The organism is Empedobacter sp. GD03861 (genome assembly GCF_029840885.1).
GTDB classification, from domain to species: Bacteria; Bacteroidota; Bacteroidia; order Flavobacteriales; family Weeksellaceae; genus Empedobacter; species Empedobacter falsenii_B.
Genome location: NZ_JAOCDJ010000027.1, coordinates 19,016 through 33,284, shown reverse-complemented (window position 1 = coordinate 33,284; position 14,269 = coordinate 19,016). Strand labels below are relative to the sequence as shown.

Annotated in this window: 13 protein-coding genes and 6 tRNA genes; 12 read left to right on the top strand and 7 right to left on the bottom strand. The window is 31.7% G+C overall.

Annotation, left to right across the window (positions count from 1 at the left end; all coding sequences use genetic code 11):
- Nucleotides 1-49: 49 nt before the first annotated feature.
- From N5D03_RS11370 to N5D03_RS11360, 3 genes are read right to left on the bottom strand one after another with little or no spacing between them, the layout of a single operon-like run.
- Nucleotides 50-1,033: an acyl transferase gene (locus tag N5D03_RS11370; RefSeq protein ID WP_280051709.1), complete on the bottom strand. Its 984-nt coding sequence runs from the start codon at nt 1,031-1,033 to the stop codon at nt 50-52.
- Between the two features lie 39 nt (nt 1,034-1,072).
- The gene (locus N5D03_RS11365) at nt 1,073-1,600 is read right to left on the bottom strand and encodes a hypothetical protein (protein WP_280050012.1); all 528 of its coding nucleotides are present in this window, start codon (nt 1,598-1,600) and stop codon (nt 1,073-1,075) included.
- Nucleotides 1,601-1,631: 31 nt separating this feature from the next.
- The gene (locus tag N5D03_RS11360) at nt 1,632-3,278 is read right to left on the bottom strand and encodes a Na/Pi symporter (protein ID WP_280051708.1); all 1,647 of its coding nucleotides are present in this window, start codon (nt 3,276-3,278) and stop codon (nt 1,632-1,634) included.
- Between the two features lie 277 nt (nt 3,279-3,555).
- Here N5D03_RS11360 and N5D03_RS11355 point away from each other — a divergent pair.
- From N5D03_RS11355 to N5D03_RS11335, 5 genes are all read left to right on the top strand, one after another.
- Nucleotides 3,556-3,629, top strand: a tRNA-Thr gene (locus N5D03_RS11355).
- A 17-nt stretch (nt 3,630-3,646) separates the two neighbouring features.
- Nucleotides 3,647-3,727: transfer RNA gene (locus tag N5D03_RS11350), tRNA-Tyr, on the top strand.
- 7 nt (nt 3,728-3,734) lie between these two features.
- Nucleotides 3,735-3,811 (top strand) — tRNA-Thr (locus N5D03_RS11345).
- Nucleotides 3,812-3,852: 41 nt separating this feature from the next.
- Nucleotides 3,853-3,926: transfer RNA gene (locus N5D03_RS11340), tRNA-Thr, on the top strand.
- A 32-nt stretch (nt 3,927-3,958) separates the two neighbouring features.
- Nucleotides 3,959-4,039: transfer RNA gene (locus tag N5D03_RS11335), tRNA-Tyr, on the top strand.
- 98 nt (nt 4,040-4,137) lie between these two features.
- On the opposite strand, the gene N5D03_RS11330 is transcribed toward N5D03_RS11335, so the two are convergent.
- A complete protein-coding gene (locus tag N5D03_RS11330; RefSeq protein ID WP_280051707.1) occupies nt 4,138-4,896 on the bottom strand; it encodes a 5'-methylthioadenosine/adenosylhomocysteine nucleosidase in 759 nt (252 codons plus the stop codon).
- Nucleotides 4,897-5,114: 218 nt separating this feature from the next.
- Here N5D03_RS11330 and N5D03_RS11325 point away from each other — a divergent pair, with 218 nt between their 5' ends.
- From N5D03_RS11325 to N5D03_RS11315, 3 genes are all read left to right on the top strand, one after another.
- A complete protein-coding gene (locus N5D03_RS11325; protein ID WP_115001325.1) occupies nt 5,115-5,768 on the top strand; it encodes a YceI family protein in 654 nt (217 codons plus the stop codon).
- A 74-nt stretch (nt 5,769-5,842) separates the two neighbouring features.
- Nucleotides 5,843-6,169 carry a multidrug efflux SMR transporter gene (locus N5D03_RS11320; RefSeq protein ID WP_280051706.1) on the top strand — a complete coding sequence of 109 codons (327 nt, stop codon included), beginning with the start codon at nt 5,843-5,845 and terminating at the stop codon, nt 6,167-6,169.
- 19 nt (nt 6,170-6,188) lie between these two features.
- The gene (locus N5D03_RS11315) at nt 6,189-7,013 is read left to right on the top strand and encodes a helix-turn-helix domain-containing protein (protein WP_280051705.1); all 825 of its coding nucleotides are present in this window, start codon (nt 6,189-6,191) and stop codon (nt 7,011-7,013) included.
- Nucleotides 7,014-7,404: 391 nt separating this feature from the next.
- On the opposite strand, the gene N5D03_RS11310 is transcribed toward N5D03_RS11315, so the two are convergent.
- From N5D03_RS11310 to N5D03_RS11300, 3 genes are read right to left on the bottom strand one after another with little or no spacing between them, the layout of a single operon-like run.
- A complete protein-coding gene (locus N5D03_RS11310; RefSeq protein ID WP_280051703.1) occupies nt 7,405-8,757 on the bottom strand; it encodes a Mur ligase family protein in 1,353 nt (450 codons plus the stop codon).
- Between the two features lie 18 nt (nt 8,758-8,775).
- Nucleotides 8,776-9,660, bottom strand: coding sequence for a lysophospholipid acyltransferase family protein (locus N5D03_RS11305; RefSeq protein WP_038334575.1), 885 nt, complete (start codon nt 9,658-9,660; stop codon nt 8,776-8,778).
- A 19-nt stretch (nt 9,661-9,679) separates the two neighbouring features.
- A complete protein-coding gene (locus N5D03_RS11300; RefSeq protein ID WP_115001319.1) occupies nt 9,680-10,324 on the bottom strand; it encodes a CoA pyrophosphatase in 645 nt (214 codons plus the stop codon).
- Between the two features lie 224 nt (nt 10,325-10,548).
- On the opposite strand from N5D03_RS11300, the gene N5D03_RS11295 reads away from it, so the two are divergent.
- The 4 genes from N5D03_RS11295 to N5D03_RS11280 all read left to right on the top strand — a co-directional run bounded on the left by N5D03_RS11295 (nt 10,549) and on the right by N5D03_RS11280 (nt 14,203).
- A complete protein-coding gene (locus N5D03_RS11295) occupies nt 10,549-12,657 on the top strand; it encodes a M3 family metallopeptidase (RefSeq protein ID WP_280051702.1) in 2,109 nt (702 codons plus the stop codon).
- A gap of 95 nt (nt 12,658-12,752) precedes the next feature.
- Nucleotides 12,753-13,493 (top strand): YebC/PmpR family DNA-binding transcriptional regulator, encoded by a 741-nt coding sequence (locus N5D03_RS11290; protein ID WP_115001315.1) that lies wholly within the window; start codon nt 12,753-12,755, stop codon nt 13,491-13,493.
- Nucleotides 13,494-13,578: 85 nt separating this feature from the next.
- Nucleotides 13,579-13,986, top strand: coding sequence for a hypothetical protein (locus tag N5D03_RS11285; RefSeq protein WP_280051701.1), 408 nt, complete (start codon nt 13,579-13,581; stop codon nt 13,984-13,986).
- Nucleotides 13,987-14,118: 132 nt separating this feature from the next.
- A tRNA-Ser gene (locus N5D03_RS11280) sits at nt 14,119-14,203 on the top strand.
- The last annotated feature ends 66 nt before the right edge of the window (nt 14,204-14,269 follow it).

Below are 14,269 nucleotides of genomic sequence, written 5' to 3'. Positions count from 1 at the left end.
GAAATAAACAAAATCCCGCACTGAATTTTTCAGTGCGGGATTTTATTTATTATTCAATCACCATCAAATTACAACCTCGCACATCCGAATGATCGAAACGTCCTAATATTTCAAATTGATTGTGAGTTATTTTTTTACCTAAATCATCAGTTGCAATAAAACTAATCGAATTGTAATTTGCTAAATCAATCACATTTACGCCACCTGTTTTTCCTTCTTCAACATACTGGAAAGGATCTTCGGTTTCTCTAATCAGAATTCGCATCCAATTTGGCGATTTAAATGTCAAATCTCCTCTAGAATATCCTTGCGAAAGCAATTCCGTCATTCCATATTCCGAATGAATTTCATTTGTGCCGAAACCATTTTTCAAAATTGAATGCAATTCTTCGCGCGTAATTTCCTTCTTGCGACCTTTCATTCCGCCAGTTTCCATCACAATTGTATGCTGCAAATTCATTTTATAATTTTCAACAAAATCTAATAAAGCAAACGAAACACCAATCAAAATAGCTTTTTTACCCGTTTTTTCATGCGCGAGAATATTTTCGTACAATTCATCGTGATTATACAAATAAAAACCACTTTTATCGCTGCCAGATTTCTCAATCCAATACTCCACCATATCAATTAAAGACGAACCTGTACGCTCCAAATACGAAGGTAAAAGCGCGAAAATAGTGTAATCGGAAAGAGGTCCGTAAAATTGTTCAAAACATTTTTCTAAACTATAATGATACAATGCCAAATCCGTTACTAAATGTTTACTTGTCGACATTCCAGTTGTTCCAGAACTTGTAAAAATCTTTTCCACTTCACGATTTCCCGAAATCAATTCAAATTTCTTAAAAAACTGGATCGGTAAAAAAGGAATTTCGTTGGTGTGTTTTACAGTAGAATAATCAACGTTCAAGAAATTTAAGAAGTTTTTGTAGACTTCATTTTCTTGCGCTTGATAACGGAAAACTTCCAATGCTACGTTTTGGAAATCTTTTTCGGATTGAATAGAAAAAATTTGCTTTGAATCAAACATTTTGCAAAATTACAAAATAGAGTAGAAGTGTGCGAAAAATTAATTATTCTTTTGATTTTTATAAATTAAATAGATTATTGAAATAGCCATTCCGAAATAAGAACCATAATAGGCACCTGAATGCATAAACATAGCATTAATATAATTTTTAATATTAATAATATCTATTTCAACTTTAAAAGGCACATTTTCTAGATCAAAAAATAGGATTGCAATAAAATACCCTAAAAGACTTCCAATTAAAGCAAAAGTGAAATTTATAACTATTGAATTAAAGATATATTTTAAATTATTAGATGTTTTTAAAAATAAAAATATTACAGAATATATTAAACCAAAATAAAAACCTAACCAATAAGTACCTAAAAATCCAACAATAGCTGCGTTTATTCTCGGATTAGTAATATTCCATTCTGAAGTTCCAAATTGAAAGAAAAAATATTTTTCAAATAATTCATTAGAGATTGAAAAAGATATTTGATTATGACAAATTCCAAAAAGAATAGCAATTAATGTAGAGAAAATAATAATTAGAATAATTGATAAAATTTTAGAAATTATATTCATATTTAGATAATTTCTTTAAACTTACAAAAATCTACTGATTTTTTAGCTTAACAATTGTTGCATTGGCTTTGTAAAGATGATCGCCAAGAATTTCGTAATTCTGAATTAGATCTTTGTAGAAAAGCGCACTTGTCGTCAAAAGTTTCTCTTTTTCGATCGTCTTCATTAAATTTGCTTCGGCTTCTTTGTAAATCGTATTAATCGTTTTTTCGATAAACTCCGCTTGTTTAATAGAAACTTCTTCTTGTGTTTCGTTCAGATTTTGATTTAAAATTCGTGTTGTTTGATCTAAATTGTTTTGAAATTCGACCAAATAGGTTCTCATTTTTGGTGTAAAATAACTGTTTGTCATTCTACGACGACGATGAATAGAAGAAATTTTAATTGCAATATCACCCACACTTTCCAAATGATGACAAAGTGTAATTAACTGATGAATCGCAATTGTATTTTCGTTTGGTAAATCTAAATCAGCAATTTCATTCAAAAATTCATTGACTTCTCGCTCCAATTGATCGCCTTCTTTTTCGAGTTCCAAAATTCGTTCACGAAAAACCAAAATCTTCTCTTCATCACTTTCAGTAATCATTCGTCCAAGCGTATAAATCGTTTGTTTCGTTGTAGAAGCGAGTTTCAGAAGTTTTTTGTTGGCTTCATTTTTATATAGGTCAGAATTTGTTCCAAATGGAATCGCATAAAATTCTAATTTATTGTCAGTAGATTTTACAGAGAAATATTTTTTCTGACAATAGAAAGCTATTTTATTGATAAAAGGCGTAAATAAAATTACCCCAACCAAATTACTAATCGTATCAAAAGTAATCAATTGAACAGCGAAATTCGATGAAATTGTTGAGCCAATAAATTTTAAAACAATGTTAGCAATCAACATAAAAATCAACGCAATTACAATATTGAAAAATGTATGAAATGCTGCGACAACTTTCGTGTATTTATCACCAATTGCTGCAACTAAATGGGCTGTAAAAGTTGTTCCGATATTTGCTCCCAAAACGATCATTGCAGCTAATTCGATAGGTAAACCTTTGCTCGCTAATAAAATTGCAATCGTAATGGATGCTGATGAAAAATGGACTAAAACCGTTAATAATATTCCGAATAGAATAAATAACAAATTAGTCAATAAACCATAATTCGATAAATGCTGAAAAAACTCTTGTAACTTTTGATGACTTTCGATAGAAGGCAAAAAAGTTTTCAGGAAATAAAGCGAAAGAAAAAGTAACGAAAGCGAAAATAAAATTCCACCTACTTTTCTTTGATTACGTTTTTTCGATAAATAAAATGGAAAAGCCACTAATATAAGAGGCAATGCAATTTGTATCAAATCGAATTTCATTCCGAAATAGACCAACCACAATGTAAGCGTAGTTCCGATATTTGCACCTAATATCAAACCAAATGCTTTTCGCAAATTAATCAATCCAGCATTTACAAATCCCAATATAAACACACTTGCAGCCGAGGAAGATTGTATGGCTGTTGTAAAAAAAGTACCTGTAACAATTGTCGATAAATTGTTTTTGGTTAATTTGTTTAGAGTACGTTTAAAATTCGATCCAGATAACGCTTGTAAATTTTCGCTTAATAGTTTTATCGCAAAAATGAACAAAGCAATTGCTCCGAAAAGTTGCAAAATTTGTATGATAAGATGCATTAATGATTAATTGACTACAAAAATAGGGACTCTAATGTAAATAGAATATTATCTTTTTTACTTTTATTGAAAAAAAGTTTAATTTTTTTTTGAATTCTAAAATTCTGATTTTCAAAATTGAAGTGATTTTTTAGAAAAAACTTCTACTTTTTTTTGAAAAAACATTTGCGAGTTTCGAAAAACTGCCCTAATATTGCACCACGAAAAAGGAACAACACTTCTTTCGAGAAATGAATCTCCTGTTTTCAATTTGAAATATTCAAATAATAATATTTTTGCCGATGTAGCTCAGCTGGCTAGAGCAGCTGATTTGTAATCAGCAGGTCGTGGGTTCGAGTCCCTCTATCGGCTCAACAAAAATATAGGTCGGGGAGATACTCAAGCGGCCAACGAGGACGGACTGTAAATCCGTTGGGTAACCTTCGCAGGTTCGAATCCTGCTCTCCCCACTAAAAAGCCGATGTAGCTCAGCTGGCTAGAGCAGCTGATTTGTAATCAGCAGGTCGTGGGTTCGAGTCCCTCTATCGGCTCCAAAAAAGTTTATATTTTACTTTTAAAACAAAAATAAAAAATCGCCGATGTAGCTCAGCTGGCTAGAGCAGCTGATTTGTAATCAGCAGGTCGTGGGTTCGAGTCCCTCTATCGGCTCTTCTTTTTTGAAGAATACTTTATTATTAGGCGGGGAGATACTCAAGCGGCCAACGAGGACGGACTGTAAATCCGTTGGGTAACCTTCGCAGGTTCGAATCCTGCTCTCCCCACAATCCATTTTAAATATTTGGAAAGCAAATCATCAAATCTTTTGATGATTTTTTTTATTAATGTGTGCATCATAAAAAAGCCCTTTTTAAAGGACTTTTTACTTGATGATGTTCTTAATAATCTCTATTGAATATACATTCGAAATTTTTTCTATAAAACTATTAAAATCTAATGTAGAATGATCGTCGGCATCGTCTGATATTGTTCTGATGATGATAAAAGGAATATCAAATTCATAACAAACTTGTGCTACAGCAGCGCCTTCCATTTCGACACAAAGCATTTCGGGTAAGTTTTGTTGTAATTTTTCTTTCTGAGAATTTGTCGAGAAAAATAAATCTCCAGAACCAATTAAGCCAACATGTAGTTGAGGTTGATGAATATTAAATTTATCCAAATCTTTTTCAGAAATCACATTATGCAAATGTTGTTCTTCTAAAATTTCTAAAATAGCTGTTGTTGCAACTTGTAATTGAGAAGAATCAGCCTCAAAATAAGCTTTTCCTAACATCGGAATTTCGTAAGCAGGAAAAAGAGGTTGAGCATTCATGTCATGTTGAATCAAACTTTGCCCTAACACAATATCTCCAATTTTTACATCAGCATGAATTCCACCTGCAACACCTGTAAAAATCAATTCAGAAACTTTGAATTCAAGGATTAAAGTTGTAACTGTAGCAGAGGCAGCAACTTTACCAACACGAGAATAAACGACCACAACTTTTTGATTGTTTAATTCTCCAGTAAAATAACTTCTTCGACCAATTTTATGTTCTTGCTTGTTTGTTAATAAATTGACTACACCGTTTATTTCTTGCGGTATAGCACCCATTATTCCTATTATTCTTTCGCTCATCTTTTCAATTTGAAAGCGAAGTTACCAATTTATTTTCTGTATTTGTAAACCGAACAATAAATCTCATAAATTAAGATAAATGGCAAACAAATGATAATCAAACATGTATTTAGAAGATTTTTTATCATGTTACAAAAGTAGAGTTTTTTCAGAATATGTTAAAAATCAATTGTGAATTAGTCTTGGCTTGTTGTACTTTTGTAGCATAAAAGTTTGAAATGAAAAAATTATCTATAGCGATTATATGCTGTGCATCAGTAATGCTGATGAATTGTACGAATAAAACAGAAGAAAAACCAGTTGAACAACCTGCTAAATCTGCTGTTACAGTGGAAGAACCAACGGAAATTGTAGAGGGTGTAATTAGAAAATCTGGAGTTGAGTGGACGGCTTATAAAACAACAGAAAAAGTGGCTGTTTCAGGACGTTTTGATGTTGTTTTGGTGAAAGACGCAAAAGAAGATGGAAAAACGCCTCAAGAAGTTTTAGAAGGTGCAAATATTATAGCGACAGTTGCTACATTAAATTCAGATCAAATTGATCGTGATCAAAAATTGAAAGATATTTTGTTCGGAAATATGATCAATACAAGCGAAATCAAAGGTCAATTACATTTCAGAGATGGTAAAACTTTCTTGAATTTAACGTTGAATAATGCTTCTAAAGAATATGAAGTAAAATCGACGTTTGAGAACAATGTTTTTACAATTGAAACGGATGTTGATTTGATGGATTTTAACACAGGAAAAGCGATGGAAGCTCTTAATCAGGCTTGTTTCGAATTACACAAAGGTGCAGATGGCGTTTCTAAAACATGGAGCGAAGTACACATCAAAGGTCAAGTAGAATTTAGCGATAGTTTCGGTAAATAATTCAAAAAATAAATAATTAATTTTAAGGCTACAATTTTTTGTAGTCTTAATTTTTATAAACAAATCAGTAAAAAATGAATTGGGTAATTTTACTAATCGCAGGATTGTGCGAAGTCGGTTTCGCATCATGTCTTGGAAAAGCAAAAGAAGCAACCGGAAATGAAACGTATTTATGGTATGGTGGTTTTTTATTTTTCTTAACGGTGAGCATGGTTTTGTTGGTAAAAGCAACGCAAACATTACCAATCGGAACGGCTTATGCTGTTTGGACGGGAATTGGAGCGGTCGGAACAGTTTTGGTCGGAATTTTTATTTTTAAAGAACCAGCAAGTTTTTGGCGTGTTTTCTTTTTAACGACTTTAATCTGCTCAATTATTGGATTAAAATTTGTGTCAAATTAACTGAAAATTGTGTTGATTTATGGAGAGTTTTAATGTTTTTGATCAAGAGGAATTTATTCAGCAAACTGTCGAGAATAAACGTTTGAAAAAAGATTTGATTCAGACGATTTTTATTCAGCATGGTTATTTAATTATTTCTCAAAATGACCAAGAAATTAAACTTAAACAACACGATGTTTTCTTCCCAGAACCTAACAAATCCTATCAAATAATTTCAAAATCATCTGATTTAGAATTATTGAGTTTAGTCTTAACCAAAAAGATTTTAGATACGTCGATTATCGATTTGAGTGGTTATGAATATAACCAATTTTTTGGTGAAAGTAGAGTCAATAATTATCATTTCAATGAAATAGAATTCTCTGCTTTAATACAGCTTTTATTGCAATTAAAGTTGCGTTTGCAAGAGAAATCGACCAAATTCGTGCGTTATTTACAATTCAATTTATTTTATGCGATTGTTTACACAACGTTTAGCGAACTTTCAAAACAACAAACCATTATTGTAAGAAAAGGAACGCGAAAAGATGATATTGTAAAACGTTTTTTGAATGACTTAAATAAGGGTTATACAGAAAATAGAGATGCAAAATATTATGCAGATAAACTGAATATTACAGTTAGATATTTAACTGAATGTTGCAAATCAATAACGGGTAGAACTACAAAAGAATTAATCAGTTCTGTTGTGATTCGTGAATCGAAAATATTGTTGAGCGATACATCTAAAACAATCTCAGAAATTTCGAATGAGTTAAACTTTTCTGATCAATATTCATTCGGAAATTTTTTCAAAAAACATCTAAAAATTAGTCCAACTCAGTTTAGAAAAAGTTTACAATAACTTCCGTTTTGGACATCTTTAGGCTACTTTTCAAACTTTTTTTAATCTCGATTTTTATCATCTTTGTTACTATCAAAAGGGTCACTATAATTTTATAGTAAAAACAGAGGTGTTTTTGATGGCGAAAGCTAACAAAAGTGAGTAGAGTATTACTAAAAGTTTATATCACCTCTGTTTTTTTCTAAAATAATGTTTTTAAAATTAATAGTTCCGAAAAAGTTTAAAATAGTTCTAAGTTTACTGATATTTGAAAAGAAGTAATCCAAAAACCCAAAATAATTATTTTGACCATTTGAGAAAAAATAAAAAGAGAACCTAAAAAATTAAGTTCTCTTTTTCTATATTTTATAGATATTTAAGTGGAAATTACCTTTTTTGAAAGGTGATTTTTTTATGATTTAAATAATTCATTCAAGTTTACTCCACCGAAGTTTCCTGAACTCATCATCAAAAATACTTTATCTTTTTTATCTAAACTTTCGATATAATCTTGCAATTGTTCACCATTTGTAAACACCAAAATCGAATCGTCTCCAAACGCTTTTTTGATATCTTCTGGAGAAATCATTTCCATACGTTTTATTTCTAACGCTTCTGGGCTATACATCACAATTTTGATATCAGCTTTGTCTAAAGCGCCTTTGTATTGAACCAAAAACTCAGGATTTAAAGACGAATAGGTATGAATTTCTAAACATCCCACAACTGTTTTATCTGTGTATTGTTCTTTTACCGCATTGGTCACCGAAGTTACTTTACTTGGTGCATGCGCAAAATCTTTGTACGCAACAAAATTAGAAGTACGATTAATTAATTCCAAACGTTTAGATGCGCCTTTGAATGATTGAATTGCTTCGTTGAAATCATCATCCATTACACCTAATTGTTTACAAATTGCACGAGCACCTTCTAAATTCATCAAGTTATGATTACCAAAGACTTCTAACGGAATTGGTCCATCTTCTGTTTCGATAAAAGTGATTCCATTTTCGATAAAATGTTCTGGTAAATGATAAGGGAATTTCTTGATTGCTTTCTCCGTTTCTTCTACCACTTTAACAACTTCTTCGTCTGTTTCGTTGTAAATTAAAGCACCTCCATTCACGATAGATTCTACGAATTTTGAGAATTGAGAAGTGTAATCTGCAAACGTTGGAAAAACATTGATATGATCCCAAGCAATACCTGAAATCAACGCAATATTTGGTTGATACAACAAGAATTTTGAACGACGATCTAAGGCAGATGATAAATATTCATCACCTTCCATAATCATAAATTCGTTGTCTTCTGTCAATTTTACCATCACATCAAAACCATCCAATTGCGCACCAACCATATAATCAACATCGATATTATGATAATGCAAAACGTGAAGAATCATTGATGTAATTGTCGTTTTTCCATGCGAACCACCAATTACAACACGCGTTTTATCTTTTGATTGTTCGTACAAATATTCTGGATATGAATAGATTTTTAAACCTAATTCTTGAGCACGTAACATTTCAGGATTATCAGCGTGAGCATGCATTCCCAAAATCACAGCATCTAAATCTGTTGTAATTTTTTCTGGAAACCAACCCATTTCTTCTGGTAAAATTCTACGTTGGTCCAAACGTGTTTTCGAAGGTTCGAAAATTGCGTCGTCAGAACCTGTTACTTGATATCCTTTTTCGTGCAAAGCAATCGCCAAATTGTGCATAGCACTTCCACCAATTGCAATAAAATGAACTTTTTTCATTTTGTATGTTGTATTCTTTTAGTCTTTTTTATTTTCTTCGTCGTAGCCCATTTCTTCGAAATCATCAAACTCTTCGTCGTCTTCATTCAAATAATCATCCAATGATTTTTCACTATTTTCAGCAAGAATTTCGTCCATTGGTCGAACTTTATTAAATTCTGGTGCTTGCTCAATTGCATTCATAATTTTTTTCATGATTGCATCACTCGAATCATTTTCATAATCGATTTCCAAAGGCTCTTTGAATGTCATTGTCGCATTAATTCCACGTTTTTTAATACGCAAACCTTTTTTATCAAAAGCTCTACGAAAACCATCAATTACAACTGGAATTACAATTGGTTTATTTTTCTTGATTAAATGTGCAGTTCCACGACGACCAGGTGCAAACGCAGTTGTAGTCCCTTGCGGAAATGTTACTACCCAACCACTTTGCAACGCAATATCAATATTGTTAATTTCGCTTAAATCTACTTTTCTATTTACATTTTCTCCTTTTGCACGCCACGTTCTTTTTACGGTAACTGCTCCTGTGTAGGCAAATAATTTCGTCAAAAGATTATCTTTCATCGTTTCCTCAGCGGCAACGTAATAAAAGTCAATCTTAGGATTAAGTAAATAAATTGGATTTTTGATGGTATCAATAAAACCATTTTTTACACTACAAAATACATGATACATCGCGAAAACATCAGCAAAATAAGTTTGATGATTCGAAACGAATAATACATTTTGAGCTGGCAAATGAACCAAGTTTTTTGTACCGCTAACTTTTAATTTATTAAAACCATTGTAACGGTTATAAGTAAATGATCCTAATAAGAAAATTAACGTCCTTTTTAGGAAATATAAATGTCCAAATGAATCGCGAAATGCGTTCTTTTTCTTTGCTTTTTGAGACACGAGTTCTTAATTGTTTAAGTTACAAATTTAATACGATTTTTAGATAATCTTTAAATTCTTCTAAAATCATTGCCGTTGCGCCCCAAAGAAATTCATCATCACCAATGTTATAACCAGGAATTTCGACAACTTGACCAGAAAATTCTCTCTCAAAAACTTCGTAATCAGCATTCAAAAAAGCTTCCAAATTTAATGGAACAACGTATTGTACTTCGCGCTCATCTGGATTGAAATGTGGTTCTCCATGATAAATTCCGATGTAAGGATAAACCAAGAAATTACTTGGCGGAATATACATTTCGCTCAATTGTCTTACAATCTCAATGTTTTCGTACTCTACACCAAGTTCTTCCATAGTTTCGCGAATAGCAGTTTCGTCAAAACTAATATCTTGTTCTTCAAATTGTCCACCTGGCAAAGAAAACTGATGTGAATGCGCTCCTTCGTAAGAAACACGCATGGTTACTGGGAATTCAACTTCTCCATCTTCGTTTTGATACAATAAAATCATCACAGACGCACTTCTAGGATTGGTACGTTTTACATATTCTAAATCAAATTTTTGACGATATGGAGGTGAAAGCTTTTGGTGTGATTCCCAACTTGGCAATTCTTCAACACTTTCAGCTAATAAATATTTTAATTCTTCTAAATCTAAATACAAAATGGATTGATTTTTAGGGTAATAAAAAAGAGTGAAATTTTTCCTCACTCTTTTTCAAAGATAATTATTTTCGTCGAAGAAAATTCAACCTTTTCGGTAAGGTTTATTAATTATTTAACTTTTAAGATTTAACCTAAATATTTTCCATCGTTTGAATGAAAAACAGAATGTTTTTGAAATTTCACATTATAAGTTTAACTTCGTTAGGTCTAAAAATAATAAAAATGTTTAATAAAAAACTTTTTTACGGAATGATGGTTGGATCGTCAATCCTAGCCACTTCTTGTAGCGAAAAGTCAACAAATAGTATGTGGAACGATAAAAATCCTTTTTTTGAAGTAAGTACATTACCTTATCAAACGGCTGATTTTTCGAAAATTAAAAACGAAGATTTCAAACCTGCTTTGTTGCAAGGAATGGCTGAACAATTAGTCGAAATCAATAAAATTGCTAATAATTCTGAAGCACCAACTTTCGAAAATACATTAGTCGAAATGGAAAAATCTGGTCAATTATTAACACGAGTTAATCATGTTTTTGGATTATTGACTGGAGCAAATACAAACGAAACATTGCAAGCAGTAGAGGAGGAGATGTCGCCTAAATTTGCGGCTCATAGCGATGCAATTTATTTGAATGATAAATTATTTCAACGTGTAAAAACTTTACATGACAATAAAAAATCATTGAATTTAGATAAAGAATCATCTCGTTTGTTAGATGTATATTATCAACGATTTGAATTGGCTGGCGCAAATTTATCTGCTGCACAAAAAGACGAATTGAAAAAATTGAATGGAGAAATCGCTTCTTTGGAAACTAAATTCTCAAATCAATTATTAAAAGGAACAAAATCTGGTGGCGTTACTTTTACGAAAGAAGAATTAGTAGGTTTGAGTGATGCTGATTTAGAGGCTTTCAAACAAGCTGATGGAACATATTTAATCAGTTTATTGAATACAACGCAACAACCTGAATTACAAAATATGACCAATGCAGTTTCAAGAAAAAAATTATTTGATGCAGCTTGGATTAGAACAGAGAAAAAAGATGAAAATGATACACGTTCTACAATTTTAACTTTGGTTAAAAAACGTGCGGAGAAAGCTAAATTATTAGGTTTTGCAAATTATGCAGAATGGAATTTGCAAGATCAAATGGCGCAAAATCCTACAGCAGCAAAAGGAATTTTAAATCAAATGATTCCGGCAGCAACTGCAATGGCACAAAAAGATGCAAAAGAATTTGAAGCCTTAGCGAAGAAAGAAAATCCAGCAAATACATTAACAGCTGCGGATTGGAACTATTATGCAGAGAAAGTTCGTAAAGAGAAATATGATATCGACGAAAATGAAATGAAACCTTATTTCGTTTTAGATTCAGTTGTAGAGAATGGAATTTTCTTTATGGCGAAAGAATTATACGGAATTTCATTCAAAAAACGTACAGATATACCAACTTGGCATGAAGATGTAAAAGTGTACGAATTGTTTAATGAAGATGGTTCGCAATTGGGATTATTTTATACAGATTATTTCAAAAGAGATTCTAAACAAGGGGGAGCTTGGATGAGTAATATTGTGGAGCAATCGCACTTATTTGGCACAAAACCTGTTATTTATAATGTCGGAAACTACACAAAACCTGCAAATGGTCAACCTGCATTGATTTCGTATGATGATGTGGTAACAACTTTCCACGAATTTGGACATGCGTTGCACGGTTTCTTTGCGAATCAAAAATATCCAACTTTATCTGGAACAAATGTTTCAAGAGATTTTGTAGAGTTTCCATCTCAATTTCACGAGCATTATGTAACGGAACCATCTATCTTAAAAAATTATGCAAAGCATTATCAAACAGGAGCTGCGATTCCTGATGCGTTGGTAGAAAAAATGAAAAAAGCATCTAACTTTAACAAAGGTTATACGTTAACAGAATTACTTTCTGCTGCAGCTTTAGATTTGTCTTGGCATACAGTTTCAGTTGATAAAACAATTACAAGTGTAGACGATTTTGAGAAACAAGCCTTAATTGATAATAAAACAAATTTACCACAAGTTCCGCCTCGTTACCGTTCTTCTTATTTTAGCCATATTTTTGGTGGAGGATATGCAGCGGGATATTTTGCATATATCTGGGCAGAAATGTTAGACCATGATGCCTACGAATGGACAATAGAAAATGGAGGAATGTCACGTAAAAATGGTCAAATTTTGAGAGATAAAGTATTTTCTCAAGGGAATTCGGATGATTTGAATGTGATTTACAAAAATTTTAGAGGTAAAAATCCTTCAATTGAACCAATGTTGAAATACCACGGATTGAAATAATCATTCTAAAATATTAACAACTTAAAAATCCAAGACATAGTTCTTGGATTTTTTTCGTTTTATGAATAAATTTGCAACTATTAAAACAAGTATAAATGGGAAGAGCATTTGAATTTAGAAAAGGACGTAAAATGAAACGTTGGGCGGCAATGTCTAAAGCGTTTACTAAAATTGGGAAGGATATCGTAATGGCAGTAAAAGCAGGAGGACCTGATCCGCATTCAAATTCTCATCTTCGCGCGGTAATTCAGAATGCGAAGGCTGTAAATATGCCTAAAGATAATATCGAACGCGCAATCAAAAAAGCATCTGATAAAAATACAGAAAACTATAAGGAAGTTATTTTTGAAGGTTATGGACCTCACGGAATTGCCGTTTTAGTTGAAACTTCTACAAATAACAACAATCGTACAGTAGCTAACGTTCGTTCTTATTTCAGTAAATGTAATGGACAATTAGGAACGCAAGGTTCTGTTGAATTTATGTTTGATCATATCTGTAATTTCAAGATTCAAAAACCTGAAAATCTAGATTTAGAGGAATTAGAATTTGAAATGATTGACTTTGGAGTAGAGGAGATTTTTGAGGATGAAGATGGAATTGTATTAATTGCACCTTTTGAAAATTATGGAACAATCTATAAATCGTTGGAAGAAGGTGGATACGAAATTATTTCGTCAGAATTTGAAAGAATTCCACAAACGACAAAAGAATTAACAGAAGAACAAAAAGCTGACATCGAAAAATTGTTAGAGAAATTTGACGAAGATGAGGACGTAAATAACGTTTATCATACGATGAAAGAAGAGGAAGAAGAGGAAGAAGAGGAAGAATAATCTTTTTTGAAAAGAATAATATGAAAACCGTTTAATTTATTTTAAACGGTTTTTTTTATCTTTAACTATAATTGAATTTTTGAGAATGATAAAAATTTTTACTTTACTTGGTTTGATATTACAATTTGTAGCATTTTGGATGGCTGCGCCAGAAATTCTTGGAGTTGATTGGTTAAGTAAAACCGAAGAAATGATTCGGAAAGCAATTAACCAGTTGCCACAATTGATACTAGCTTTATTAGGAATGGCGATGGGAATGATGTTTTATCATTCGATGAGTTCTTTTTTGGTATTTACAGTTGTTATGGTGATTATAATTCTATTATTGATTTTCTATAAAAAAGTAGAAAAGCTTTTGGACGAAAAAATCTCGAAACCATTGGTTAATAAATTAATCATAAATGAAACTTTTCGCTTTACTTTATTGAAGTTTGCAGCCTTGTTTTTCACGCTTGGCTTCCTTATTCAGATAGCTTTGGTAATAATTGTATAAAATTTTTTAAAAATATTTATTTGATACTGAATAAACTATGTTTTTGTATTAAAAAAACTTTAAATTAAGGTTTGCAAATTCGAAAAAGCGTTCTATATTTGCACTCGCAATACCGCAATAAACTGCGTTATTGGAGAGTTGGCAGAGTGGTCGAATGCGGCAGTCTTGAAAACTGTTGAGGGTCACACCTCCGGGGGTTCGAATCCCTCACTCTCCGCTGAAAGCTTGAACATTTGTTCAAGCTTTTTTTGTTTTATAAAATTTTAATCAAAATAAAAGGCCA

Bases quoted from the DNA above. Each gene is read 5' to 3' on its own strand.
- N5D03_RS11370 (WP_280051709.1), bottom strand. From the start codon at position 1,033: ATGTTTGATTCAAAGCAAATTTTTTCTATTCAATCCGAAAAAGATTTC.
- N5D03_RS11360 (WP_280051708.1), bottom strand. From the start codon at position 3,278: ATGCATCTTATCATACAAATTTTGCAACTTTTCGGAGCAATTGCTTTG.
- N5D03_RS11290 (WP_115001315.1), top strand. From the start codon at position 12,753: ATGGGAAGAGCATTTGAATTTAGAAAAGGACGTAAAATGAAACGTTGG.
- N5D03_RS11315 (WP_280051705.1), top strand. From the start codon at position 6,189: ATGGAGAGTTTTAATGTTTTTGATCAAGAGGAATTTATTCAGCAAACT.
- N5D03_RS11325 (WP_115001325.1), top strand. From the start codon at position 5,115: ATGAAAAAATTATCTATAGCGATTATATGCTGTGCATCAGTAATGCTG.
- N5D03_RS11320 (WP_280051706.1), top strand. From the start codon at position 5,843: ATGAATTGGGTAATTTTACTAATCGCAGGATTGTGCGAAGTCGGTTTC.
- N5D03_RS11285 (WP_280051701.1), top strand. From the start codon at position 13,579: ATGATAAAAATTTTTACTTTACTTGGTTTGATATTACAATTTGTAGCA.
- N5D03_RS11365 (WP_280050012.1), bottom strand. From the start codon at position 1,600: ATGAATATAATTTCTAAAATTTTATCAATTATTCTAATTATTATTTTC.
- N5D03_RS11330 (WP_280051707.1), bottom strand. From the start codon at position 4,896: ATGAGCGAAAGAATAATAGGAATAATGGGTGCTATACCGCAAGAAATA.
- N5D03_RS11295 (WP_280051702.1), top strand. From the start codon at position 10,549: ATGTTTAATAAAAAACTTTTTTACGGAATGATGGTTGGATCGTCAATC.
- N5D03_RS11310 (WP_280051703.1), bottom strand. From the start codon at position 8,757: ATGAAAAAAGTTCATTTTATTGCAATTGGTGGAAGTGCTATGCACAAT.